A 24103-nucleotide genomic window follows, 5' to 3' on the forward strand; every position below is an offset into this window, starting at 1 on the left:
ATACCGGGCCGCGATACCCTCCACCGTCGCCCGATCGAACAGGTCACTCGCGTACTCGACAACCCCCGCCAGACCCTGCCGTTCGGTGGGGGCGAGACTGAACGACAGATCGAAACGCGACGTCCCCGTCGACGCCGGCAACGTCTCCCACCCCAACCCGGGGAACGCGACATCGGGAAACACATTGTCCTGCATCGCAAACGACACCTGAAACAACGGATGATACGCCGTCGAACGAACCGGATTCAGCAACTCCACCAACCGCTCGAACGGCGCATCCTGATTCTCGTACGCACCTAGAGCCTTTACCCGCACCCGGTCGAGGACCTGATCGAACCGCGGATTCCCCGACACATCCACCCGCAACACCCACGTGTTCACGAAGAACCCCACCAACTCGGACAACGCCTCGTCGGTACGGCCCGCGATCGGCCCACCGATCGCGATATCCTCTCCCGCGCCGAGCCGGTGGAGCAGCACCGCGAGCACGGATTGCAGCACCATCGATCGTGTCGCCCCACATCTGCGGGCAAGATCCGTGACTGCCGAAGCACGTTCCGGTTCGATCGCGAACTCCACCGTGCCGCCACGGTAACTCGGCGCCGCCGGCCTCCGACGATCGGTAGGCAGCTCGATACACTCCGGCAACCCCGCCAGCTCAGTCTTCCAATACCCGACCTGCGCGGCCAGCACACTGCCCGGATCGTCCTCGCTCCCCAGAAGGTCCCGCTGCCACAGCGTGTAATCGGCATACTGCACCGGCAACGGCACCCATCCCGGCATCTCGCCCCCGGTACGCGCCGCATATGCGACCGCCACGTCACGGGCCAGCGGCGCCAACGAGCCCCCGTCTCCCGCGATATGGTGCAGCACCAACACCAGGATGTGCTGGTTCTCGCCGCATCGCACAAGCGTTGCACGCACAGGGATCTCCACCGACAGGTCGAATCGATGGCCCGCCGCCTCCGCGACCACATCCATCGCAGTGCCGTCCCCGGCGTCGACGACCTCCACCGGCAGTTCCGCGTCGACCTGCTCAGCCGACAGGATCCGCTGGAACGGCACACCGTCGTCCTCACCGAACACCGTCCGCAGGCTCTCGTGCCGAGCCACCACATCCCCCAACCCCGCCACCAACGCCCCCACATCAAGAGCACCGGTCAACCGCACCGCCACCGGAATGTTGTACGTCGCCGACGGTCCCTCGAATTTGTGAAGGAACCACAACCGGGCCTGCGCGAACGACAGCGGCACCCGCTCGGGCCGCACCCGCGGGAGCAACGGCACCCGAACCGGCCCCTCCCTCAGACGCGGCGCCAACTCCGCGACCGACGGACACTCGAACACCACCCGAACCGCAACCTCCACCCCCAACACCGACCGAATCCGGCTCACCAACCGCGTCACCGACAACGAATGCCCACCCAGATCGAAAAACCCGTCATCGATCCCCACCCGCGGAACACCCAGCACCTCCGCGAACAACGCCACCAACGTCTCCTCCACCGGCGACCGCGGCCCACGAAATACCCCACCAACGAACTCCGGCGCCGGCAACGCTTTTCGGTCGAGCTTCCCATTCGCCGTCAACGGCAACCGATCCACCACCATCACCACCGCCGGAACCATGAACTCCGGCAGCCGCCCGGCCACGAACTCACGCAACCCCACACCCGCAACCGTGCCGACGGACTCGAGAACCACGTACCCCACCAACCGACACCCCACCCCAACAGCCGCCGGAGACTCACTACCAATCACCACAGCCTGCGAAACAGCAGGATGCGACAGCAGCACCGCCTCGACCTCCCCCGGCTCCACCCGGAACCCCCGCACCTTCACCTGCTCATCAGCACGCCCCACGAACTCGAGCACACCACCAACCGCCCACCGCACCAGATCCCCCGACCGATACATCCGCGCACCAGGCACACCGAACGGACACGCCACGAACCGCTCCGCCGTCAAACCCGGCCGACCCAAATACCCACGCGCCAACTGCACCCCGGCGATATACAACTCCCCCACCACACCCACCGGAACCGGCCCAAGCCCCGCACCCAACACGAACACCCGCGAATTCCTTACCGGCACACCGATCGACACCGATTCGCCGGCACACTCGTCCGACTGCTCCATAACCCGGCTGGTCACGTAGACGGTGGTCTCGGTCGGACCGTACCCATTGACCACCCGGACTCCAGGAATCGCGGCACGAACGGCACCGAGCAATCGACCGGACAACTGCTCACCGATGAACACCACCGTCTCCGCGCTCACCGTGTTCTCGATCTGGTCGAGTACCTCCGCGAACACCGACGGGACCGTGCTGATCACACTCCCGCTCCAGGTGCGGTGTTCGCCGAGCACGAGAACGTCACGGACCACGTCGATACTCCCGCCGGCGCACAACGCGGCGAAAATCTCCAACACGGACACGTCGAAACTCACCGATGTACTTGCCAGCACCCGGGCCAACCCTGGCGCACCGAGACGCGAGGCCACGTGCACCATGCAGTTGACGACATTGTGGTGGCTGATCGTCACCCCTTTCGGGGTGCCGGTTGATCCGGAGGTGTACATCACGTACGCGGTATTGTCCGGTCGCAGCGTTGTGGTGCGGCCGTTGCCGGCGGTGTCCTCCCAGTGTTCGCCCTGTTCCGAACACGTCTCGAGCAGCAGTGCGGGGATGCCGTTGTCTGGCAGCATGCTTGCGGTCGCGGTGTCGGTCAGGATCAGGATCGGCGCAGCGTCGCGCAGGATGAACTCGGTCCGTGCACTCGGATAGCGGGGGTCGATGGGGAGGTATGCACCGCCGGCCTCGAGGATGGCCAGAAGCGCGATGATCAACTCGGGTGATCGCTCCAGTGCGACCGCGACCAGCACTTCCGGTCCGACACCCACACCGATCAAACGGTGTGCCAGTCGGTTCGCTCGACTGCTCAGCTCCCGGTAGGTCCAGGTCCCGTCGCCGAATGTGACGGCCACCGCGTCCGGAGTCGCGGCGACCTGGGCGTCGAACAAACCGTGGATCGTCGAGTCCGGTATCGGTGCGCACGTGTCGTTCCAGCTCTCCAGTACGAGTGTGCGTTCGTCCGGCTCGAGGATCTCGTACCCCTCGATCCGCCCGCGCGGATCCGCGACGATCAGCTCCAGCAACCGCACGTACCGGGCCGCGATACCCTCCACCGTCGCCCGATCGAACAGGTCACTCGCGTACTCGATGACTCCGGCCAGACCCTGCCGTTCGGTGGGGGCGACGGTGAACGACAGATCGAAACGCGACGTCCCCGTCGACGCCGGCAACGTCTCCCACCCCAACCCGGGGAACGCGACATCGGGAAACACATTGTCCTGCATCGCAAACGACACCTGAAACAACGGATGATACGCCGTCGAACGAACCGGATTCAGCAACTCCACCAACCGCTCGAACGGCGCATCCTGATTCTCGTACGCACCTAGAGCTTTTACCCGCACCCGGTCGAGGACCTGATCGAACCGCGGATTCCCCGACACATCCACCCGCAACACCCAGGTGTTGACGAAGAACCCCACCAACTCGGACAACGCCTCGTCGGTACGGCCCGCGATCGGCCCACCGATCGCGATATCCTCTCCCGCGCCGAGCCGGTGGAGCAGCACGGCGAGCACGGATTGCAGCACCATCGATCGTGTCGCCCCACATCTGCGGGCAAGTTCCGTGACTGCCGAAGCATGTTCCGGTTCGATCGCGAACTCCACGGTCCCGCCCCGGTAACTCGGTTCGGCCGGACGTCGACGATCAGTCGGCAACTCGATGCACTCCGGCAACCCCGCCAGCTCGGCCCGCCAATACTCCACCTGCGCGACCAGCACACTCCGCGGATCATCCGCACTGCCCAGAAGCTCCCGCTGCCACAGCGTGTAATCGGCATACTGCACCGGCAACGGCACCCACCCCGGCATCTCGCCCCCGGTGCGCGCCGCATACGCGACCGCCACATCCCGAGCCAACGGCGCCAACGAACCCCCATCCCCCGCGATATGGTGCAGCACCAACACCAGGATGTGCTCTCGGGAACCGCATTCCAACAACGTTGCCCGAATCGGAATCTCGCCGGACAGATCGAACCGATGTCCCGCAGCCTCCGCGACCACATCCATCGCAGTGCCGTCCCCGGCGTCGACGACCTCAACCGGCAGTTCCGCGTCGACCTGCTCAGCCGACAGGATCCGCTGGAACGGCACACCGCCATCCTCACCGAACACCGTCCGCAGGCTCTCGTGCCGAGCCACCACATCCCCCAACCCCGCCACCAACGCCCCCACATCAAGAGCACCGGTCAACCGCACCGCCACCGGAATGTTGTACGTCGCCGACGGCCCCTCCAACAGATACAGAAACCACAACCGGGCCTGCCCGAACGACAACGGCACCCGCTCCGGCCGCACCCGCGGAAGCAACGACACCCTCGCCACCGCAGCGTCACCCAGCCGGGACGCCAACTCCGCGACCGACGGGGACTCGAACACCACCCGGATCGGCACCTCCACCCCGAGCGCGTTGCGGATCAACCCCACCAGCCGCGTCGCGGACAGAGAATGCCCGCCCAGGTCGAAGAAACTGTCGTCGATCCCCACCCGTGGAAGACCGAGCACGTCACCGTAGAGCGACGCCAGCGTCTCCTCCACCCGTGACCGCGGGGCCCGGAACACGCCACCCACGAAGTCCGGCGCGGGCAACGCTTTTCGGTCGAGCTTGCCGTTCACCGTCAGCGGCAACCGATCCAGCACCACCACCGCCGCGGGCACCATGAACTCCGGCAGCCGCCCGGCCACGAAACGACGAACCTCGGACGGCAGTCTGCTTGCACCGGGGTCGTTGACGTATTCGGTCATGTCACCGAGTGGTTCCCCGGGCAGGTAGACATCGGACACCGCGCCGGATGCGTGCGCGTTTTCGTGCGCCCGGGTCGTGATATCGGTGAATATCACATCCATCAGGCCCGGTGCCGGTGACCAGGTCACCGACACCGCGAACCCCAGCGCCTCACCCAAGTCGTGACAGTCCTGCGGCAACATCGCGTCCGTCCGGCTGTCCGCCTCATGCCGGGTGGGAACGTGATCGCGGTCAGCGGCAACGTCGAGAGCGTGTGTGGCCTCGACATCGGGCGCCAGTCCCCTGTGCGGTACGCCGATCACCCGCACACAGTCCGCACGGCGGCCCGTCAGGAACTTCCGCAGCGCGGTGGGATCGCCGATTCGCTGCCACGACGTCGACGGCACATCAGCCAGCGACCGGGCATTCGCAGGATTCTTGCGCAGCACGACTTCGTATCTGTAACAGCTTAATTCGTTGACTGACCGGACGCGCTCGAGTTGAATGTCGACCGCGCCGATGTCGGGGATCAGCGTCGGCAACGCTGTGAAGAACTCCGGCGCGAGCAGCAACTCCTGCTCGGCCTCAATGCTCCGGCGCACCCGATCGCGTAACACCATGACGGTTGTGTCGGCATGTGCGTTGGCGATCTGCACGCCTGTCGCGAATTCCCGGAGCAACGCAAGATTCCGCACGTCACCGAGGAACAGCACGCCCCCGGGGCGCAGCAATTGCACTGCAGTGTCGATCACGTCGATCAGGTACCCCGCGTTCGGGAAGTACTGCACGACCGAGTTCAACACCACTGTGTCGAAGACGCCGAGCGGCACACCCCCGAGGTCGTCGGCGGCCTGGACCCTCAAGTGCACCCGCTCGACCCACGGGTCCTGCCGATCCGCCAACTGTGATCGCAGATCGTCGATCGTGGTGGCGGAAAAGTCGGTGCCCCAATACTCTTCGCAGTGCGGCGCCAACTGCGACAGCAACAGCCCTGTTCCGACTCCGATCTCCAGCACCCGAGCCGGCCCGAGCTCGCGAATCCGTGCGACGGCCGCCGCGCGCCATTCCCGCATCTGCTCGAGGGCGATGGGCTTCCCGGTGTAGCTGCTGTTCCACCCCCCGAAATCCTCTCCGAACGCTGCCTGGTCGAGCGGCTCACCGGCATCGGACGCGTCCCCGGAATACAGGTCGTCGTACACCCGCCGCCACTGCGAAACCAGCTCTGCCTCCCGCTCCCTGTCACGGACGAGCGCGACACCCCTGTCGAGCACGACATACCCCACCAGCTGTGCATCGGTTCCGGCAGCGGGTTCCCGGGCGATCACCGCCGCCTGCGCCACCGCAGGGTGCGACATCAGTGCCGTCTCGACCTCCCCTGGTTCGACCCGGAATCCCCGCACCTGTACCTGCTCGTCCACCCGTCCGACGAAATCGAGCACGCCGTCGGACGTCCACCGCACCACGTCGCCGGACCGATACATCCGCGAACCGGGTTCGCCGAACGGGCACGCGACGAACCGTTCCGCCGTCAACCCCGGCCTTCCCACATATCCTCGGCCGACCCCGAACCCGGCGACGTACAACTCCCCCGCCGCTCCGATCGGCACCGGCACCAGTCCCGGACCCAGCACGTAAATCCGCGCGTTGCCGATAGGAGTCCCGATCGGGCTACGACCGCCGTCGCCGACGCCTGCGGTCAACTCCAGATAGCTCACATGCACCGTGGTTTCGGTGATTCCGTACATGTTCACCAGAACCGGAGTGTTCGGACGTTCGCCCGGGAGCCAGTCGCGTAGCCGGCCCGGGTCCAATGCCTCTCCCCCGAAAACCACCATTCGCAGAACCGAATCGGGCCCACGGGAATGGTCCCTGCGTTCGGCGTCTGCGAACTCGTAGAACGCGGAGGGGGTCTGATTGAGGATCGTCACCTGCTCCCGCCGCACCAGATTCCACAACTCGGCGGGCGAGCGCACCACGTCCCAGGGCACGATCACGACTCGCCCGCCGTGCACCAATGCCCCCCACAACTCCCACACCGAGAAGTCGAAGGCCTGTGAATGACACCAGGCCCACACATCCCCATCTCCGAAACCGCACCACCGATCGGTCCCGGCAAACAACGACACCACGTTGCGGTGGGTGATGACAACCCCTTTCGGGGTGCCGGTCGAACCGGATGTATACATGACGTACGCGGTGTTGGAGGGTCTCAGCGGGGCGATCCGCTCATCGTCGGCAGGGTTGGTCACCGCTGAGATTCCCTCGGTGCCGGCGTCGTCCGGGTCCAACACGAGACAAGGAATGTCGTTGTCCGGCAACGATGCGGCGGTCGCGGTGTCGGTCAGAACCAGGAGGGGTGCGGCATCGGTGAGAATGAAAGCGGTTCGCGCGCTGGGATAGTTCGGATCGATCGGAAGATATCCGCCACCGGCCTTGAGAGTCGCAAGGAGTGCGACGATCAGTTCGGACGAACGTGGCATCGCGACGGCCACGATGGATTCGGGGCCCACACCGCACGCGATGAGATACCGCGCCAACCGATTCGCCCGGTCATTGACGTCTCGATAGGTCCAGTGCCCATCGCCGAGAGTCAGCGCCACCGCGTCGGGTGTCGCGGCGGCCCGCTGTTCGACCAGGCCGGGAAGGGTGGCCTGGGGAACCGGTACCGTCGTGTCGTTCCAGGTCCGCAGTACCAGTTCGCGTTCGGTGGGTCGGAGGAAGTCGTATTGCTCTGTCCGGCCTGCCGGATCGGCGACGACCGCACGAACGAAAGCCATCAGCAGATCCGCATAGAGCCTGACGTCCTCACTGCTGTGCAGCGCGCCGTTCGCGTCGATCTCGATGTGCATGCCTGCACTGTTGCGTCCGCCGTAGTAGATCGAAATCGAAAGGTCGTCCACGGGGCCGAACGACACGCCGCGCATGGATGACGGGTTGCCGGCAAAGTCGATCGAATCGAAGAACGGGATGATATTCAGAATCGGACCGAACCGATTCTCCATGGATCCGGACAATCCTCTGTCTCGTCTTATGTCAGAACCCTGGTAACGGGAATGACGCAAAACGGAACGAATCGCGGTACCCACGTCGTGCGCGACTGCGGCGAAAAGCGACCGCGGGGGGATCTCCACCCGGAAGGGCACCCAATTCGATACCAGCCCCGGGGTTCGCCGGGCGGCACCGACTCGATTGGCGACGGCCAATCGCATCATGAATTCCGACGTACCCGACAGCCGGTGGAAGAGTCCGGCTACCGCTGCCGCCAGGAAGCCCGGCACCGGTGTCCCGATCGATTCTGCCGCCGTGAGCAATTGCGCGGTCTCATCGTCCGACACCGTCAGGCTGTGATGCAAAGTCACGGGAACCGGCGAACTCGGATGCCGTGGCAGTCGCAGTGGTTCGGGCAAGGCAGCGGTGTAGTTTCGCCAGAACTCCTTGTCGCGGGCGAATCGATCGGACTGCCGGTAGCGGGCATCTTCGTCGACAATCAGTCCCGGTCCGCCGAATCCGGATTCAGGGATCGGTCTTCCCGCCTTCAGCGCTGTGTAGATTTCACCGATTCGACGCGCGAGAATCGCGACGCCGAACCCGTCCATCACGATGTGGTGGCAGACGGCGCACAGGAAGAATCGCGCGCCGTGAACCTTGATCAAGCCTGCTCGATACAGCGCATCATGTTCCAGATCGAAGGGCACGGCGCAGACCTCTGCCATCGACGCTTTCGCCGCCGATTCGGGGTCTGCCGCAGCACTGACATCGACGAAGAACGGTTTCCACGAGTTCGAATCCCGCGCGACCTGGCGTGGGCCGTCCCCGTCCTCGACGAAATTCACCAGTACCGAACGGGCCTCTTTCGCCACTCGCCGCAGCGCGGCTTCCATCACCGGAGGGTCGATGTCACCGGAAATATCGAGATACGCTGCAATATTGTTCGAAAGGCCAGGCGCCAACCTCTGCGCCAGCCAGAGCGCCTCCTGGGCGGACGAAACCCGAAATGAGTTCATCGCGACCATGATGTGCCCTCCCGAACGGCGGTAGGGATTTCGCCCGGTGGCGACAGCAATCCAGGGAGTGGTGACTCCGTCGAGGCGCCATGCTCTCACTCGCGCGAGAGCATGGCGGCTGCTTCGCGTTCGAGGTCGACGTAGGGTTCACCGCTGACGTCGACTGCCACCCGGTTCAGGGTGCCGCCGGTGAACGCCCACGGCGCGGTGCCGAGATAGTCGTCGGTGACGGGTTCCCCGGTGTCGCGGCCGGCACTGAGGCCCTCGCCGGCGATGCTGAACTTGCCGGGCTGAGTTCGGATCCTGCCCTCGCCGACCTGGCGGTCCCCGTAGTACAGGGTCAGCACCCCGTGAGCGGTGCCGGGCGGATCCTCACCGTCCTTGTCGAACGAGGCGGCCAGGAGCAGGTTCTCGCCGGTCGGCAGATCCTCGGTGGCGCTGATCCGCTGTTCCTCGCTGCCGAGGAAGTTGTAGACGTAATGCAGGCGGTTGTCCTTGACGTACAGGGCGTGCCCACCGAAGCGGCTGCCGTGTGCGAACAGCACACCGGACGCCCCGGGTTCGCGGAGATCGACCAGCGCGCCGATCGAGTAGGAGCGGTTTCGGATGTTGACCGCCACCGACTCGGGCACCTCGGCACCGCCCGCCCGGTAGACGTAGCGGTTGCGCGGCGCCGCGAGCTGGGGGCGGGGGGTGGTGAAGATCTCGACCGCCGAGCGGTCGTCGAGGGGCAGCGCCTGGTTGGCGCCGGCCTCGTGGAACCACAGGCCGATCAGCTCGGCGAGCCGCCCGGGCTCGTCGGCGGCGAGGTCCCGCAGCTCGGCGCGGTCGACGTCGGTGTGGTAGAGCTCCCACGAGTCCTCGGGGAACCGGCCCCAGCCGCTGATCGCCGGATGGGTGCTCACGGCCTTCCAACCGTCGTGCCAGATGCCTCGGGTGCCGAGCATCGAGTAGAACTGGGTGTGCTTCGCCGTCGGAATGGTGGCCGCATCGAAGCTGTACCGCATGCTCACGCCCTGCAGCGGGTGCTGGGTGTAACCCTTCACGGTGTCGGGCAGTTCGATCCCCATGCAGTCCAGCACGGTCGGGACGAGATCGATGGCGTGGTGATATTGGTCGCGGGTCTCGCCACGGGCGGCGATCCCGGCGGGCCACGAGATGATGCACGGGTCGCAGGTGCCGCCGTTGAACGAATACCTCTTCCACATCTTGAACGGGGCGTTGAAGCCCATCGCCCACCCGTTCGGGTAGTGGTTGTAGGTTCTGGTGCTGCCGAGCTCGTCGAGCATCTTCATGTTCTCGGCCATGTCGTCCGGCACACTGTTGGCGACCTTGTTCTCGTTGACCGAACCGTTGGGGCCGCCCTCACCGCTGGCGCCGTTGTCGGAGACCAGCATGACAATGGTGTTGTCGAGCTGTTCGATCTCCTCGAGGTAGCCCATCAGGCGCCCGATCTGGTCGTCGCAGTGAGACAGGAACCCCGCGTACACCTCGGCCATTCGGGCGAAGAGCCGTTTCTCGTCGGCGGAGAGGGTGTCCCAGGGTCGGGTGAAGTCGAGCGGCGGGAACGGTTGCCCGTCGGGTCCGGTGCGCGTGTCGGGGGTCCCGATCGGGTTCAGCGGGGGAAGTTCGGTGTTCTGGGGTACCAGGCCCATTTCCTTCTGCCGGGCCAGGGTCTGCTCGCGCAAGGCCTCGTAACCTTCGTCGAACCGGCCCCGGTAGCGGTCGGCCCACTCCTGGGGCACCTGGTGTGGTGCGTGCGCGCAGCCCGGCGCGTAGTACAGGAACACCGGACGGTCGGGGGCGATCGCCTTGACGTCGTCGAGGTATTGGATGGCCTTGTCGGTGATGTCGACGCTGAAGTGGTAGCCCTCCTCCGGAGTGGCCGGTTGCTGCACGGGGTGGTTGTCGTGGACCAGATCGGGATACCACTGGTTGGTCTCCGCCCCGAGGAAGCCGTAGAAGCGTTCGAAACCACGGCCGACGGGCCAATTGCGCTTGGTGGAGGCGAGGTTCATCTCGTCCTCGGCACACAGATGCCACTTTCCGACCATCGCCGTGCTGAACCCCTGCTCGACCAGGACCTCGGCGAGGGTCGCGCACTCCGGCGGGATGTGTCCGTTGCCGCCGGGAAAACCGACCGCGGCCTCACTGATACAGGCCATTCCGTTGGTGGTGTGATTGCGGCCGGTCAGCAGGCAGGACCGGGTCGGGGAGCACAGGGCCGTGGTGTGCCATTGACCGTAGCGCAGCCCGTTGGCGGCGATCTTGTCGATGTTCGGCGTCTCGATCGGCCCGCCGTAACAGCCCAGGGCACCGAACCCGACGTCGTCGAGGACGATGTACAGCACGTTCGGTGAGCCTGGCGGGGCCTTCGGTTGCTCGTACGGTCCCCAGTCCGGGACAGAGTCACGAATATCGAGATTGACGACACCTCTGAACGGCTTGGCCATGATGTGCTCCTCGAATGAGATCCCACTCACTTCCACCCAAGCACTACCGGCAGGTGGATGGCTAGAGGTACCGGCCGGAAAATCCGCTCCGCTCGCCACACGTGGAACCCGGCCGCCGAACCGAACCGTCTTTTTGTCGGCACACGCTGCGCCGGAACGGAATTCCCCTAGCTGCGGCCGCGGGCGGCCAGCGCGTTGACGAACACGTTGGCGATGTCGGCGGGATCCTTCGCGACGTAGCTCGACCCTCCGGTCACCCGCGAGATCTCGGCAAGCGTGGCCGCGTCGGCGTCGTCGGTGATGCCGATGGTCACGATGATGACGGGCCGGGCCGGGTCCATCTCACGCTCCAGGATGCTCAGGAGCTGTTCCTTCGTGATCGAGTCCGGGTCCTCGTTGGCGCCGTCGGTCAGGATGATCACACTGTTCACTGCGCGCGGGTCGTACGTGTCCTGCACCGTCCGGAACGCGGCGAGCGTCGTGTCGTACAGGCCGGTGCCGCCGCCGATCAGCCCCTCGACCTTTCCCGCCTGCTGGGCCATCAGCGCACGCTGCGTGAGTCCGTCCACCACGGTGTCGTAGCGGCGGATCGGGACCAGCTCCTGGTAGTCCTGCGGTCCCCCGCCGAGCCCCTGCGAGAACGCCCACAACCCGGCGGACACGCTGTCCGGGAACATCGCGTTGCCTTCGAGGGCGGCATCGACCGTCAGATCCATGCGCGACCGGTCGCCGGCCGGGGTCTCCATCGACCCCGACACGTCGATCGCGACGAGTGTGCGGATCGGCAGTGCCATCATCGCCCACCCGCCCAGGGCGTCCTGCAACGGCGACTCGTCGTCGAGCGCGAGCTTGGTGATCCTGCCGACGCCGCGGCCGTCGGCCGGTGGACTTCCGTCCGGTCCGCGGAATCCGTGCTCGGCGAGCACCGCGCGGGCCTCCTCGCCGCCGAGGACCGCGGCGACGGCGCGTGCCACCTGGGTGGCCTTGTAGTGCCGGTCCGGGGCAGGCGACGTGACGACGAGCGGGAAGTTCATGAAGTTGCTGCCCGTCGGGGGCACCGTCGCGGCGAGCGTGCGGGCGCCGTCACCGTCGGTGAATTCGAGCACGGACTGTTCGGTGGCGACGGCGACTCCGCCGTTGTCGACGACACCCTGGAGCATCTCCTCGCCGACGGGTTCGTCCGCGGTGCGCGCGCTTTCCTCCTGCGCGAGCGGAACCAGCGCGGCCCGCACCGTCCCCGCGGACACGGGGTCGGCCTGGCCCTCGGCGAGTGCCGCGTTGATCGGCGCCTGCGCGACCCCGGTCACGAGGGGGTTGCCCAGCTGGATGTCCTTGATTTGCAGGGCGGCGAGCCACGTCGGCGACGTGGGGGCGTCCTCCTCGCGGGAGGCCAGCACGACGGGCGAGGACGCGATCGACCCCGTCATGACCTCGACCGGTCCGGCCGCGGTGAGTGCCGCCTTGCCCACCCAGGCGCCGCTGTCGGGGATCCAGAGATCCGGGGCGCCGGTTCCCTTGCCGAGCCGTCCCGCGATGTCGCCGGACGTCGCGGCGCCGACGGCGACGTTCGCACAGCCCAGGTCGGTGCGCTTCGCTTCGCCGAGGATGCCGCCGAGGGCGGGAGCGATGCTCGGGTCGGCGGCGAGGGTGTAGTCGGTGACCTGGTCGCACTCGTCCGCCCAGGAGCGCACCGCCTGAACGACGACCACGACGGAGGCCACGAGCCCGATCACGGCGGCAGCGCACACCGCGTAGAAGGCGGGTGAGCGCCCCTCCCGCTCCGGCCCCGCGCTCGAATGACGCCCTCCGGCCATCGCCTGCCCCCTCTAACAGTTCGGTCACGAGACGACCACCGTCGCACCGGACCGAATATGATCCGGCCCACATCGTAGCGAACGGTGCTCCGCAGAACTTTGCGCTGGTGACAGGAATTTCCACTCGGCGGCGCGAGCGGACCGGTCAGCGATTGGGTTGCTCGACCTCTAGCCGGCGTGCCACGAGCGCGGCCTGGATCCGCCGGAGCCCGGAGGGCCGGGTCGGATCGCAGCCCGTCAGCTGCGCCACCCGTTTGAGCCGGTAGTCCACCGTATTGGTGTGCAGGTGCATCTGCTTCGCGGTGCGCTGCCGATTCAGATCGTGGCCGATGTGCACCTCGAGCGTCTCGATCAGTTCGGGCGAGCCCTGCAGCGGTTCGAGGAGCCGAGCCAGGTGGGTCCTGCCCGGCCCCGGCCGGGTGAGCTGGTATTCGAGCGCCAGATCGTCCATCTCGTAGAGGCCCGGCTCCAGGGCCAGCTGATCGGCGAGGTCGAGGAGTTCGTGGACCTGGTCCGCCGCCGCGGGGATACCGGCAGTGCGGACCCGGGTCGCCGTGGCGGTGAGGGGAACCCCGGCGGCCGCTCCGATCCGGTCGAGCAGGGAGACCATCCACGCCCGCTCCGGCGAGCCCGGAAGCAACAGCGTTCCGCCGTCCGGGCTCAGCGAACACAGGGCTGCCCCACCCGCGGCGTCCGCCAGTTCGATCTGCAACCGGCGCAGCTTCTGCCGGGCGACGACGGCCTTGCGCCGGTGGGTCACGGCCTCGGTGGGATGCGACGGAATCGACAGCCCCAGCACCACGTACTCGTCGGCCAGCTCCACACCTGCGTGCCGGGCCGCCGTCGCCGCCTTTCGGCCGCTGAACAGCGCCGTGACGAGATTGACTGCGGCGCCGTCGCGTTCGCTGTTGACCGCTTCGAGTTCCTCCACGTAGCTGGTCGTGGCGGCGACCGTCACGCATTCGAGGAGGGTGAACATCACCTTCTGGATGACCAGGAGTTCGGGCAGGTCTTCCTCGCGGGCGTTCGAGGCGACGAGGTCGCCGGCCTCGCGGATGCCTTCGTGGAGGATGCGGAGCACGAGTTTCAGCGGGAACCCCTCGCGGGCCCAGCGCGCGGAACTGTTGCGCACCTCCGCGAGGTCCTCGTCCGTCGGGCTGATGCCCTCGTCGAGCATCTGGATGCCGAGACCGAGGCAGGCGATCGTGAAATCCATGACGTCGCTCTGCAGTTGTTCACCGGGCAGCGAACCGCACGGGGTGACGTTGTCGGCGAAGTGGCGGACCAGTTTCTGCGCGACGGTCAGCGTGTCGCGCAGCGGGGCGGACGCGGGCCTGCCGTCGACGAGGATCTGCGAACCCGCCCCCGGACTGTGATTCGTCATAGATCTGACCGCTTCCATATGTGGATGACACCGAACTCCCGCATCATCGACATCACGCACACATAACGAGGGTCCGCTTCTGTCACCGTTCTATCACGACAGCGCCCTGTCCAGGGCGAATACCGGCACCACAGCCGATGGTCGGTCAGTTCTCCTCGGCGACCCGGACGACCAGCTTGCCGAAGTTGCTGCCCCGGAGGAGCCCGATGAACGCCGCGGGCGCATTCTCGAGCCCGTCGACGATGTCCTCGCGGTAGGCGAATCGGCCCTCCCGGATCCACTCGGACACGTCGCGCTGGAAGTCCGCGTACATCTCTGAGACGAACTCGCTCTGGATGAACCCGCGGATGGTGAGGCTCTTGACGAGCACCCGGGAAAAGAACCCGGGCAGCCGATCCGGCCCCTCGGGGGCCTCGGTGTCGTTGTACTGCGCGATCAGGCCGCACACGGGAACGCGCGCGTACAGGTTGAGCAGCGGCAGCACCGCCGCGGCCACCGCACCGCCGACGTTCTCGAAGTAGACGTCGATGCCGTCGGGGCACGCGGCGCGCAGCTCCTCTGCGAAGTTCGGAGACCGGTGGTCGACGGCGGCGTCGAATCCGAGTTCGTCCAGCAGGTAGGCGCACTTCTCCGGTCCGCCTGCGATCCCGACCGCCCGGGCGCCCTTCCGTTTCGCGATCTGTCCCACGGCCGAGCCGACCGGACCACTGGCCGCCGCGACGACCACCGTCTCGCCCGCTTTCGGTTGCCCGATCTTCAGCAGGCCGGAGTACGCGGTGAAGCCGGGCATGCCGAGCACTCCGACCGCGGTCGACAACGGCGCGGCGTCGCGGTCGAGTGCGCGGAGGTGGTTGCCGTCGACCACGGCGTGCGACTGCCATCCCGCGTACCCGAGAACGTAGTCACCGGTCGCGAAATCCGGGTGCCGGGAGTCGACGACCTGCCCGACGGTGCCACCGACCATGACCTCGTCGATCTCGACCGGGTCGGCGTACGACTCGGCGGCACTCATCCGGCCGCGCATGTACGGGTCGAGCGACAGGTAGATGACGCGGATCAGCACCTGGCCTTCGGCGGGGTCGGGGAGATTCACCGCCTCGAGCCGGAAGTTGTCGGCGGTCGGCGCGCCGTCCGGCCGGGAGGCGAGGACGATCCGGGTGCTCTGAACGATGCTCTCGACACTCACTGTGCGCCTGCCAATCCGTGTTGGGCCGGTATCGCCCGCCACCTTACCGATTTCAGAACAGCTGCTTCTTCTGCACCTTGCCCATCGCGTTGCGGGGAAGCGACTCGACGACGCGAATCTCGCGGGGCCGCTTGTGCACCGACAGTTCGGTGGCGACGTGATCGATCAGCGCGGCCTCCGACACGTCGTCCCCCACCACGAACGCCACGAGCCGCTGACCGAGGTCCGGGTCGGGGAGGCCGACGACCGCCGCCTCCCGCACGCTGGGGTGGCCGAGGAGGGACGTCTCCACCTCACCGGCCCCGACGCGGAATCCACCCGACTTGATCAGGTCCGTGGATTCGCGGCCGACGATGCGGTGGAACCCGCCCTGGTCGATGACGGCGACGTCACCGGTCTTGAAGAAGCCGTCGTCCGTGAAGGATTCGGCGGTCGCGTCGGGCCTGCCGAGGTAGCCGTCGAACAGCATGGGCCCCCGCACCTGCAGACCGCCGATGGATTCGCCGTCGTGGGGGACGTCGCCACCGCGCTCGTCGCGCAGCCGGGTCTCGACGCCGCGGACCGGCACACCGACCCACCCCGGGCGACGCTCGCCGTCGGCCCGGGTGCTGAGCGTGAGCATCGTCTCGCTCATGCCGTACCGTTCGACGAGTGCGAGCCCGGTCAGCTCCTGCACCTTCTCGAACACCGGGACGGGCAGCGGGGCGCTCCCCGACACCAGCAGTCGCGCACCCGACAGCGCCCGCGCCGACTCGGGGTCGCCGGCAATACGACTCCACACCGTGGGGACACCGAAGTACATCGTTCCCCGTGCCGCCGCGTAGGCCGCCGGGGTGGGTTTGACCGTGTGGACGAGCCTGCTGCCGATACGCAACGGTCCCAGCACACCGAGGATGAGCCCGTGGATGTGGAACAGCGGAAGTCCTTGCACCAGAGTGTCGTTGCGGGTCCACTGCCAGGCGTCCGCGAGGGCGTCGAGACCGGCGGCAATGGCCTTCCTGCTGATCAGGACCCCCTTGGGCGGTCCCGTGGTACCGGACGTGTAGAGCACGAACGCGATGCTCGACTCGGGCGGTTCGGGGTAGCTGTGCCACGACCGGGCGTGGACACGCACCGGCACGACGGGCAGGCCCGCAGCGTCCGGCGGCGCCTCACCGAGCCACGCCTGCGCACCGGAATCGCGCAGGATGTGCTCGAGTTCGGCGGGTCCGGAATCGGGTGGCACCGGCACCGCGGTCACACCCGCGATGAGGCAGCCCACAACGGCGAGGACCGTGGTCACAGTGGGGGTGGCGAGAATCGCGACCCGATCCGCGCGTGCCACCCGTTCGGCCACGGACGTCGCCGCGCCGAGCACGTCGCCGCGGGACAGGGTGGTGTCGCCGATCCGGATGGCGTCGGGAATGTCGTCGCCCTGGGCGACGGCCAGAGGATTCAGAGATCGCAGCAGCACATCGACAGCTTCTCACAGGGCCCGGAGGCGGTCCGGTGGGTCTCCCGGAGGCGGACTGACCGTGGCGAGTGCCGCACCCAGCAGGGCCCCGGTCAGGACGGCCAGCCCGTGGGCGTCGTCGACCACCACCAGCAGGACCCCGGCGAGCACGATGCCCCCGCTCGCGGCGAGGACCCACCACTCCTTGGACTGCATCACCACCAACCCCGCGAACGACGCGGCCAGCGCGAGCGTGGCGCCCGAGTTGCCCGCGCCGGGCGACGGGAACAGGAACGCGGTGAACAGGCCGAAGATGATCTGGCTCGCCACGAACAGCAGTACCGCCCGGACCCCACCCCACACCCGCACCGCGAGCGGCGCCACCCACGCGAGGACGAGCAGGTTCACCACGGTTCCGGCCACTCCCCCGTCCTGCACCGCGACCGACGTGAAGATCCGCCACCACTGGTGGTCCCGGATCTGGTCGGGGTCACGCTCGAGGGCGTCGAGGACGGCGGGAACGACGATCTGCAGCAGTGACGGCACGGCGATCAGCAGCCACAGCACCACCGCGGTGCGCGGCGGACGGGTGAGCCGCATCTCGCCGATGCGCCCCTCGCCGATCTGCACCGATGCGATCAGCGAGGCGAGTACGAGAACGACGGCGAAGAGGACCGCGCTGATCCATCCCGCGCCTGAAGTCGTCACCGCGAAACTCTACAACGACGCACCCGCAGCGGAACCGGTCAGCGGCCGCGCCGGTCAGTCCTTGGTGACCACCGAGCGCAGGAAGAACCGCAGGTTCGAGGGACGCTCGGCCAGTCGCCGCATGAAGTACGCGTACCACTGGCTTCCGTACGGAACGTACACCCGAACCTGCTTGTCCTGGTTAGCGAGCCGACGCTGCTCGACGTCCCGGATCCCGAACAGCATCTGGTGCTCGTAGGCGTCCGCGGCGCGACCGGTGCGCCCGACCAGCGGGGCGACCGCGTCGATGACGGCCGGGTCGTGCGAGGCCACCATCGGGTACCCGTCGCCCTCCATGAGGATCGTCAGGCAACGCAGATACGAGGCGTCCACGGCGGCGCGGTCCTTGAATGCCACGGATTCGGGTTCCCGGTACGCCCCCTTGCAGAGCCGGACCCGCGAACCGGGGCCTCCGAGGGCTCGGCAGTCGTCCTCGGTGCGGCGCAGATACGACTGCACCACGGCACCGAGCCAGGGGAAGTCGGTGCGGAGTTCGCGGACGATCGCGAGCGTCGAATCGGTGGTCGTGTGGTCCTCGGCGTCCACGGTCACCCACACCCCGGCCGCCTCGGCTGCGGCGCAGATCGTGCGGGCGTTGTCGGTGGCGATCCGTTTGCCGTCGCCGGCGAGCGCCTGCCCGAGCGCCGACAACTTCATCGACACCTCGAGCCGGCGGACCCCCGACGTCCTGTCCGCCGCCTCCGGCAGGGCACCGAGATCGGCGACGAGCGCCAGGTACTCGTCGACCGTCACCTGCGCGCCCGCCGCGTCACGGGTGTCCTCACCGAGGAAGTCGATCGACACCGATCGGCCCGAATCGAGGATCTCCCGAACGGACGCCAGCGCCGACTCCCGGCTCTCGCCCGCCACGAAGCGGTCGACCAGTTTCCGGGTGACCGGGGCACCGGTGACGGCGCGTTTGACGCGCGACGACCGGGCCGCCGCGAGGATCGCCGGGCGAAGCGGATTCGCCAGAACCGTCGGCGCTTTCATTCCGACCCCATGTGCGGATATCGGTAATCGGTGGCGGGGACGAAAGTCTCCTTGATGGTGCGGGCCGACACCCAACGCAGCAGGTTGAGTTTGGACCCGGCCTTGTCGTTGGTGCCGGACGCGCGGGCCCCACCGAACGGTTGCTGCCCGACGACGGCACCGGTCGGCTTGTCGTTGACGTAGAAGTTTCCGGCGGTGAACCGCAGAGCCGCCGTCGCCTGCTCGACGGCCTGCCGGTCGTCGGCGATCACCGCACCGGTCAGCGCGTACGGGGCCGCCGAGTCGACCTTGGCGAGCACGTCGGTGAACGCGTTCGGGGCCGAGTCGTCGTACACGTGCACCGTCAGGATCGGGCCGAAGTACTCGGTGGTCATCGCCTCGTCGTCGGGGTCGTCCGCGAGGAGCACGGTGGGACGGACGAAGTAGCCGACGCTGTCGTCGTACTTGCCGCCGACGGCGATCTCGAGGCCTGCCGCGCCGCGGGCGCGTTCGATGGCCGCGACGTTCTTGTCGTAGGCGCGCCGGTCGATGAGGGCCCCGCCGAAGTTCTCCAGGTCGGTCACGTCCCCGTAGGTGAGGGCGTCGACTTCCGCGGTGAACGTGTCCCGCATCCGCCGCCACAGCGACTTCGGGACGTAGGCACGGGAGGCTGCGGAACACTTCTGGCCCTGGTATTCGAATGCGCCGCGGATCAGCGCCGTCCGCAGCACGTCCTCGTCGGCCGAGGCGTGCGCGACCACGAAGTCCTTGCCGCCGGTCTCCCCCACCAGCCGGGGGTAGCCCGCGTACTTCCCGATGTTCGCGCCCACCTCGCTCCAGAGGTGCTGGAACGTGCGGGTCGAACCCGTGAAGTGGATTCCTGCGAGCCGGGGGTCGCTCAGCAGCACCTCCGACACCGCCTGCCCGCTGCCGGTGAGCAGATTGATCACGCCCGGGGGCATGCCCGCCGCTTCGAGCAGTTTGATCGTCCAGTACGCGGCGACCGTCTGCGTCGACGACGGCTTCCAGATCACCGTGTTGCCCATCAGCGCGGGCGCGGTCGGCAGATTGCCGGCGATCGCGCTGAAGTTGAACGGAGTGATGGCGTAGACGAAGCCCTCGAGCGGACGGTATTCGAGCCGGTTCCACACACCGGGCGAGGAGATCGGCTGGTCGGCGAGGATCTGGCGGGCGAAGTGAACGTTGAAGCGCCAGAAGTCGATCAGCTCGCACGGCGCGTCGATCTCCGCCTGCTGGACCGACTTCGACTGCCCGAGCATCGTCGCCGCGGCGAGCGTCTCGCGCCACGGCCCGGACAGCAGGTCGGCGGCACGCAGGATCACGGCGGCCCGGTCGTCGAACGACAGCGCCCGCCAGTCCGGTGCCGCGGCCGTGGCCGCCTCGATCGCCGCCGACGCGTCGTCGTGGGTGGCGCTGCGCAGCGTGCCGAGCACGGCGGCATGCCGATGGGGTTGCACGACGTCGACGCGGTCGCCGTTGCCGTGACGGTGTTTGCCACCGATCACGTGCGGGATGTCGACGGGATTGGTGGCGATGTCGGTGAGCGCGGATTGCACTCGGGAACGTTCGGGACTGCCCGGCGCGTACGTGTGGACCGGCTCGTTGGTGGGCACCGGAACCTGGGTGATGGCGTCCATGCTGCCTGCCTCCTGCCCTCAGATCGTGTGAGGAACTGTGACCGGGAACCGCGGCCGGACGGGGACACCCGTCCGAACGGAACCCTCGAGCCCAGGTTAGCTCTGGATGGGGGTACCCATCCGGTTTTGACGCGCCGACGGGCTGGCTAGCATCGGCGCATGGCCGAACGGAACCGCGTGTCACCCCGATCCGACATCGTCGCGATTCCACTGCGCGGCCGGTTCATGGGCAATCGGGGCTGCCTGCACCGCGGGCACTCCGTGGTACGCAATCATTCCGGCAAACGATGGATCATCTGCGTCACCGACTACCCGGCGCGCACGGTCCCGCAGTGGAGCGAGGGCCACTACACGGTGCTGTTCTTCCACGACGAGGCGGTGGCGCTGGCCGCCGGGCACCGGCCGTGCGCCCTCTGCAGGCGCGAGCGGTACAACGATTTTCGCGCCGCGTGGCGGTCCGCGAACGGGGGCGGCCTGCCGAGCGCCGACGAGATGGACGCCCGGTTGCACGGGGAACGACTGGACGGGTCCCGTCAGCGAACGCACCGGGCCGCGTGGTCGTCGTTGCCCCGCGGCACCTTCGTGCTGTTCGACGACGGACCTGCGGTCGTGCTCGACGAGACTGTCGTCCCGTGGTCGGCCGACGGATACGGGACGCCGTCGAACCGGCCGACCGGCACCGCCACGGTCCTGACACCGCCGTCCACCGTCGCCGTCCTCGCGGCCGGCTACCGCCCGGACATCGCCTAGCTCTCCACGTCGCGTGCGTTCGCGACGAGCTGGTGGGCGTCCTGGTCGGTGGCGCCGAGCCCGAAGCTGATGATGCGTTCCGGGCGGATGCGGATGGTCGGGCCGCCGAGGCCGTTCGCCTGGGCGGCGTCGGCGTCGAGGGCCTCGGCGCGCCCGCGGATTTCGACGCAGCGGACCCGCCACGGGTCGACGGACGGCACGTCGTCGACGACGAACGCCACCTTCCCGTTGTCGGCGACGTTGCGGAACTTGCGGCTCGCGGCCATGTTGTAGCCCTGGATGTCGATCGTGGACGTGTCGGGGTTGTAGTGGAAGCCGACGGGACTGACCTGCAAGGTTCCGCCCGGTTGCACCGTGGCGAGCCTGCCGATGCGCTGTGATGCCAGATAGTCGAGTTCCTGCTCGGTGAAGGACATGAGGTCAGGCTAGAACCTCAACGGTGCTCGAGGTCAAGGTTTCCGGGACTCTTCTCAACCGAGATTGTCGAGTGCGTGCCGGGCCTTCTCGACCCGCCGCTCCGCCGCCTCCAGTTCGCGTTCTCCCCGGTGCACCGCCTCCGCCGAGGCCTTCTCCGCGTTCCGGGTGAACTGCCGCTCCTGCTCGGCGTGTTCGAGTTCGGCGCGCAGTTCCTCGATCCGGTGGTCGATCTCGGTCAGAGTCGATCGCGCCCGCCCGAGTTCGGTGTTCGCGTCGTCCAGCGCGCCGCGGATCTCGTCGGCCCCGGCGGTGGCGTCCGCCAGTTCCGCCTCGGCCGCCGCGCGTGCGGCGTCGAGATCACGCTCCTGCGATTTCTTCGCCTTCTTCGGCTTTTCGGCCGGCGGCGTGGAGGCGGGCTCGGACTTCGGCGGCTTCTTCGCCGTCTTTCCCTGGACGACGGTGAGTCCGGCAGGCCCGAAACCGCTGTAGGTCGCCGCCGTCACCACCCGGCCCCGCCGCACCTGCTCGGCGGTGTCGGCGTCGGCGAGCGCGGCGTGCAGCGTCTGGCCGACATCGCGCAGCGCGTCCTCGCCGACGGTCCGGCCCCGGTCGGCGGCGAGCTCACCCGCCTTGCGCGCCAACGCCCGGACCACCTGCTGCCGCTGCGTCGTCAGCCGCCGAAGGTCCGGGCCGGACAGGTGCCGTTGCGCATCGCGGAGGGCGTCGCCGAGGGCGAGGAGCGCACCCACCTCGTCGGGTAGTTCGCGGGCGAGCAGGTTGACGAGCCAGCCGACGACCGTCGGCTTCCGCAGTTTCCCGATCTCGGTGGCCAGTGCGCGGTCCTTGTTGTCCCGCGCCGCCGTCACCTGCGTCGTGCGCGCCTCGACGAACTCACCGGGGTCGAGGCCGTACAGTTCGTCGGCGACGTCGTCGAGGGTCACGGCACCATACTTTCACCGCGACCGTCCCGGCCGGGCCGACTCGGGTCAGGCCAGTCGTTCCGCTGCGGCCGCGATGCGTTCGTCGTCGGCCGTGAGCGCGATCCGCACGTGGGTGCCGCCGCCGGGACCGTAGAACTCCCCCGGCGCCACGAGAATGCCCCGCTCGGCGAACCACTCGACGGTGTCCCGGCAGGCTTCGCCGCGGGTCGCCCACAGGTACAGCCCGGCCTCGGAATCGTCGACGGTGAATCCGGCGCCGCGCACCGCGGCGAGAAGGATCTCGCGGCGCCGGCGGTACCGCTCACGCTGCTCGTTCTCGTGGTCGTCGTCGCTGAGCGCGGCGGTCATCGCCGACTGGATCGGCAACGGCACCATCATGCCCGCATGCTTGCGGACCTCGAGGAGTTCGGCGACCAACGCCGGGTCACCGGTGACGAAGCCCGCGCGGTAGCTCGCGAGGTTGGACGTCTTCGACAGCGAGTGCACCGCGAGGAGACCGGTGAGATCGCCGTCGTTCACCCGCTCGTCGAGGATGGAGAGGGCTTCCCCTTCCCAGGTCAACCCCAGGTAGCACTCGTCGGACGCCACGATGGCGCCCCGGCTGCGCGCCCAGTCGACCACCTTCCGCAGGTGGTCGAGGCCGAGCACCTTGCCGGTGGGATTGGACGGCGAGTTCACGAAGATCAGCGACGCGCCCTCGGGACCGAGGCGGTTCAGACCGTCGGCGCGGATCACCCGCGCACCCGCGAGGAGCGCACCCACCTCGTAGGTGGGGTACGCGAGTTCCGGAATGACCACGAGGTCGTCGGCGCCGAGCCCGAGAAGGCGTGGCAGCCAGGCGATGAGCTCCTTCGTGCCGATCGCGGGCAGCACCGCCGCCGGGTCGATGCCGGTGATTCCGTAGCGGCGGCGCAGCGCCTCGACCGCGGCGTTGCGGAGTTCGTCCGTGCCGTGCGTCGTCGGATATCCCGGCACCGCGGCGACCGCGGTCAGCGCCTCCTGGATGATCGGGGCCACCGGATCGACCGGGGTTCCCACCGACAGGTTGACGATGCCACCCGGGTGGGCGAAGGCCTTCGCCTTCGCCGACTCGAGCGAGTCCCACGGAAAGTCGGGAAGTGCTGCGGCTACCGGGATACGAGGCACCTCTAGTCCTCGCCCATGGGGGGCAGCGCCTTGACGAACGGCGGGTCGTAGTCGACCTTGCCCAGCTTCGCCGCTCCGCCGGGGGAACCGAGGTCGTCGAAGAAGTCGACGTTCGCGGCAATGTAGCCGTTCCACTGGTCCGGGACGTCGTCTTCGTAGAAGATGGCTTCGACGGGGCAGACGGGTTCACAGGCGCCGCAGTCCACGCATTCGTCCGGATGGATGTAGAGCATCCGCCCGCCCTCGTAGATGCAGTCGACAGGGCATTCCTCGATACACGCCTTGTCCAGCACATCCACGCACGGTTCAGCAATCGTGTAGGGCACTGCCGCTCTCCC

General features: G+C 67.8%; 14 protein-coding genes. 1 reads left to right on the plus strand and 13 read right to left on the minus strand.

The features are described from left to right. The 9 genes from CJ179_RS07335 to pruA form a co-directional block, all read right to left on the minus strand. Window positions 1-8874: non-ribosomal peptide synthetase (locus CJ179_RS07335; protein ID WP_143548878.1), on the minus strand; the 8874-nt coding region annotated here is incomplete at its 3' end. 86 nt (window positions 8875-8960) lie between these two features. After that, window positions 8961-11318, minus strand: a complete 2358-nt coding sequence (locus CJ179_RS07340; protein ID WP_095861410.1) for an arylsulfatase — start codon at window positions 11316-11318, stop codon at window positions 8961-8963. 167 nt (window positions 11319-11485) lie between these two features. Then, window positions 11486-13132, minus strand: a complete 1647-nt coding sequence (locus CJ179_RS07345) for a substrate-binding and VWA domain-containing protein (RefSeq protein ID WP_095861086.1) — start codon at window positions 13130-13132, stop codon at window positions 11486-11488. A 145-nt stretch (window positions 13133-13277) separates the two neighbouring features. Then, window positions 13278-14516, minus strand: coding sequence for a CdaR family transcriptional regulator (locus tag CJ179_RS07350; protein WP_095861087.1), 1239 nt, complete (start codon window positions 14514-14516; stop codon window positions 13278-13280). Between the two features lie 145 nt (window positions 14517-14661). Next, window positions 14662-15702, minus strand: a complete 1041-nt coding sequence (locus CJ179_RS07355) for an NADP-dependent oxidoreductase (RefSeq protein WP_095861088.1) — start codon at window positions 15700-15702, stop codon at window positions 14662-14664. 52 nt (window positions 15703-15754) lie between these two features. Beyond that, on the minus strand, window positions 15755-17155 hold the full coding sequence (locus tag CJ179_RS07360) for an acyl-CoA synthetase (protein ID WP_072940468.1): 1401 nt from the start codon (window positions 17153-17155) through the stop codon (window positions 15755-15757). 12 nt (window positions 17156-17167) lie between these two features. Beyond that, entirely contained in the window at window positions 17168-17842 is a 675-nt protein-coding gene (locus CJ179_RS07365) for a rhomboid family intramembrane serine protease (protein WP_072940471.1), read from the minus strand. Between the two features lie 54 nt (window positions 17843-17896). Then, window positions 17897-18874 carry a proline dehydrogenase family protein gene (locus tag CJ179_RS07370; RefSeq protein ID WP_095861089.1) on the minus strand — a complete coding sequence of 326 codons (978 nt, stop codon included), beginning with the start codon at window positions 18872-18874 and terminating at the stop codon, window positions 17897-17899. Further along, window positions 18871-20511, minus strand: a complete 1641-nt coding sequence (gene pruA, locus CJ179_RS07375; RefSeq protein ID WP_095861090.1) for an L-glutamate gamma-semialdehyde dehydrogenase — start codon at window positions 20509-20511, stop codon at window positions 18871-18873. The genes CJ179_RS07370 and pruA overlap by 4 nt, the downstream gene beginning before the upstream one ends. A 159-nt stretch (window positions 20512-20670) precedes the next feature. Between pruA and CJ179_RS07380 the strand changes: the two genes are divergently transcribed. After that, complete coding sequence (locus tag CJ179_RS07380; RefSeq protein WP_095861091.1) at window positions 20671-21261, plus strand: hypothetical protein; 591 nt, start codon at window positions 20671-20673, stop codon at window positions 21259-21261. Here CJ179_RS07380 and CJ179_RS07385 read toward each other — a convergent pair. From CJ179_RS07385 to fdxA, 4 genes are read right to left on the minus strand one after another with little or no spacing between them, the layout of a single operon-like run. Further along, a complete protein-coding gene (locus CJ179_RS07385) occupies window positions 21258-21677 on the minus strand; it encodes a PPOX class F420-dependent oxidoreductase (RefSeq protein ID WP_095861092.1) in 420 nt (139 codons plus the stop codon). The genes CJ179_RS07380 and CJ179_RS07385 overlap by 4 nt on opposite strands. Before the next feature lie 54 nt (window positions 21678-21731). Continuing rightward, complete coding sequence (locus CJ179_RS07390) at window positions 21732-22619, minus strand: hypothetical protein (protein ID WP_095861093.1); 888 nt, start codon at window positions 22617-22619, stop codon at window positions 21732-21734. Window positions 22620-22664: 45 nt separating this feature from the next. After that, a complete protein-coding gene (gene dapC, locus CJ179_RS07395) occupies window positions 22665-23765 on the minus strand; it encodes a succinyldiaminopimelate transaminase (protein ID WP_072940488.1) in 1101 nt (366 codons plus the stop codon). A gap of 2 nt (window positions 23766-23767) precedes the next feature. After that, window positions 23768-24091 carry a ferredoxin gene (fdxA, locus tag CJ179_RS07400; protein WP_005263360.1) on the minus strand — a complete coding sequence of 108 codons (324 nt, stop codon included), beginning with the start codon at window positions 24089-24091 and terminating at the stop codon, window positions 23768-23770. Window positions 24092-24103 lie beyond the last annotated feature (12 nt).

The sequence above is a fragment of the Rhodococcus sp. ACS1 genome, from assembly GCF_002300155.1.
GTDB lineage: Bacteria > Actinomycetota > Actinomycetes > Mycobacteriales > Mycobacteriaceae > Rhodococcus_F > Rhodococcus_F koreensis.

What these genes read in the sequence shown, in the direction of transcription:
- CJ179_RS07340 (WP_095861410.1), bottom strand. Translation starts at nt 11,318, where the DNA reads ATGGCCAAGCCGTTCAGAGGTGTCGTCAATCTCGATATTCGTGACTCT.
- CJ179_RS07345 (WP_095861086.1), bottom strand. Translation starts at nt 13,132, where the DNA reads ATGGCCGGAGGGCGTCATTCGAGCGCGGGGCCGGAGCGGGAGGGGCGC.
- CJ179_RS07350 (WP_095861087.1), bottom strand. Translation starts at nt 14,516, where the DNA reads ATGACGAATCACAGTCCGGGGGCGGGTTCGCAGATCCTCGTCGACGGC.
- CJ179_RS07370 (WP_095861089.1), bottom strand. Translation starts at nt 18,874, where the DNA reads ATGAAAGCGCCGACGGTTCTGGCGAATCCGCTTCGCCCGGCGATCCTC.
- pruA (WP_095861090.1), bottom strand. Translation starts at nt 20,511, where the DNA reads ATGGACGCCATCACCCAGGTTCCGGTGCCCACCAACGAGCCGGTCCAC.
- CJ179_RS07380 (WP_095861091.1), top strand. Translation starts at nt 20,671, where the DNA reads ATGGCCGAACGGAACCGCGTGTCACCCCGATCCGACATCGTCGCGATT.
- CJ179_RS07385 (WP_095861092.1), bottom strand. Translation starts at nt 21,677, where the DNA reads ATGTCCTTCACCGAGCAGGAACTCGACTATCTGGCATCACAGCGCATC.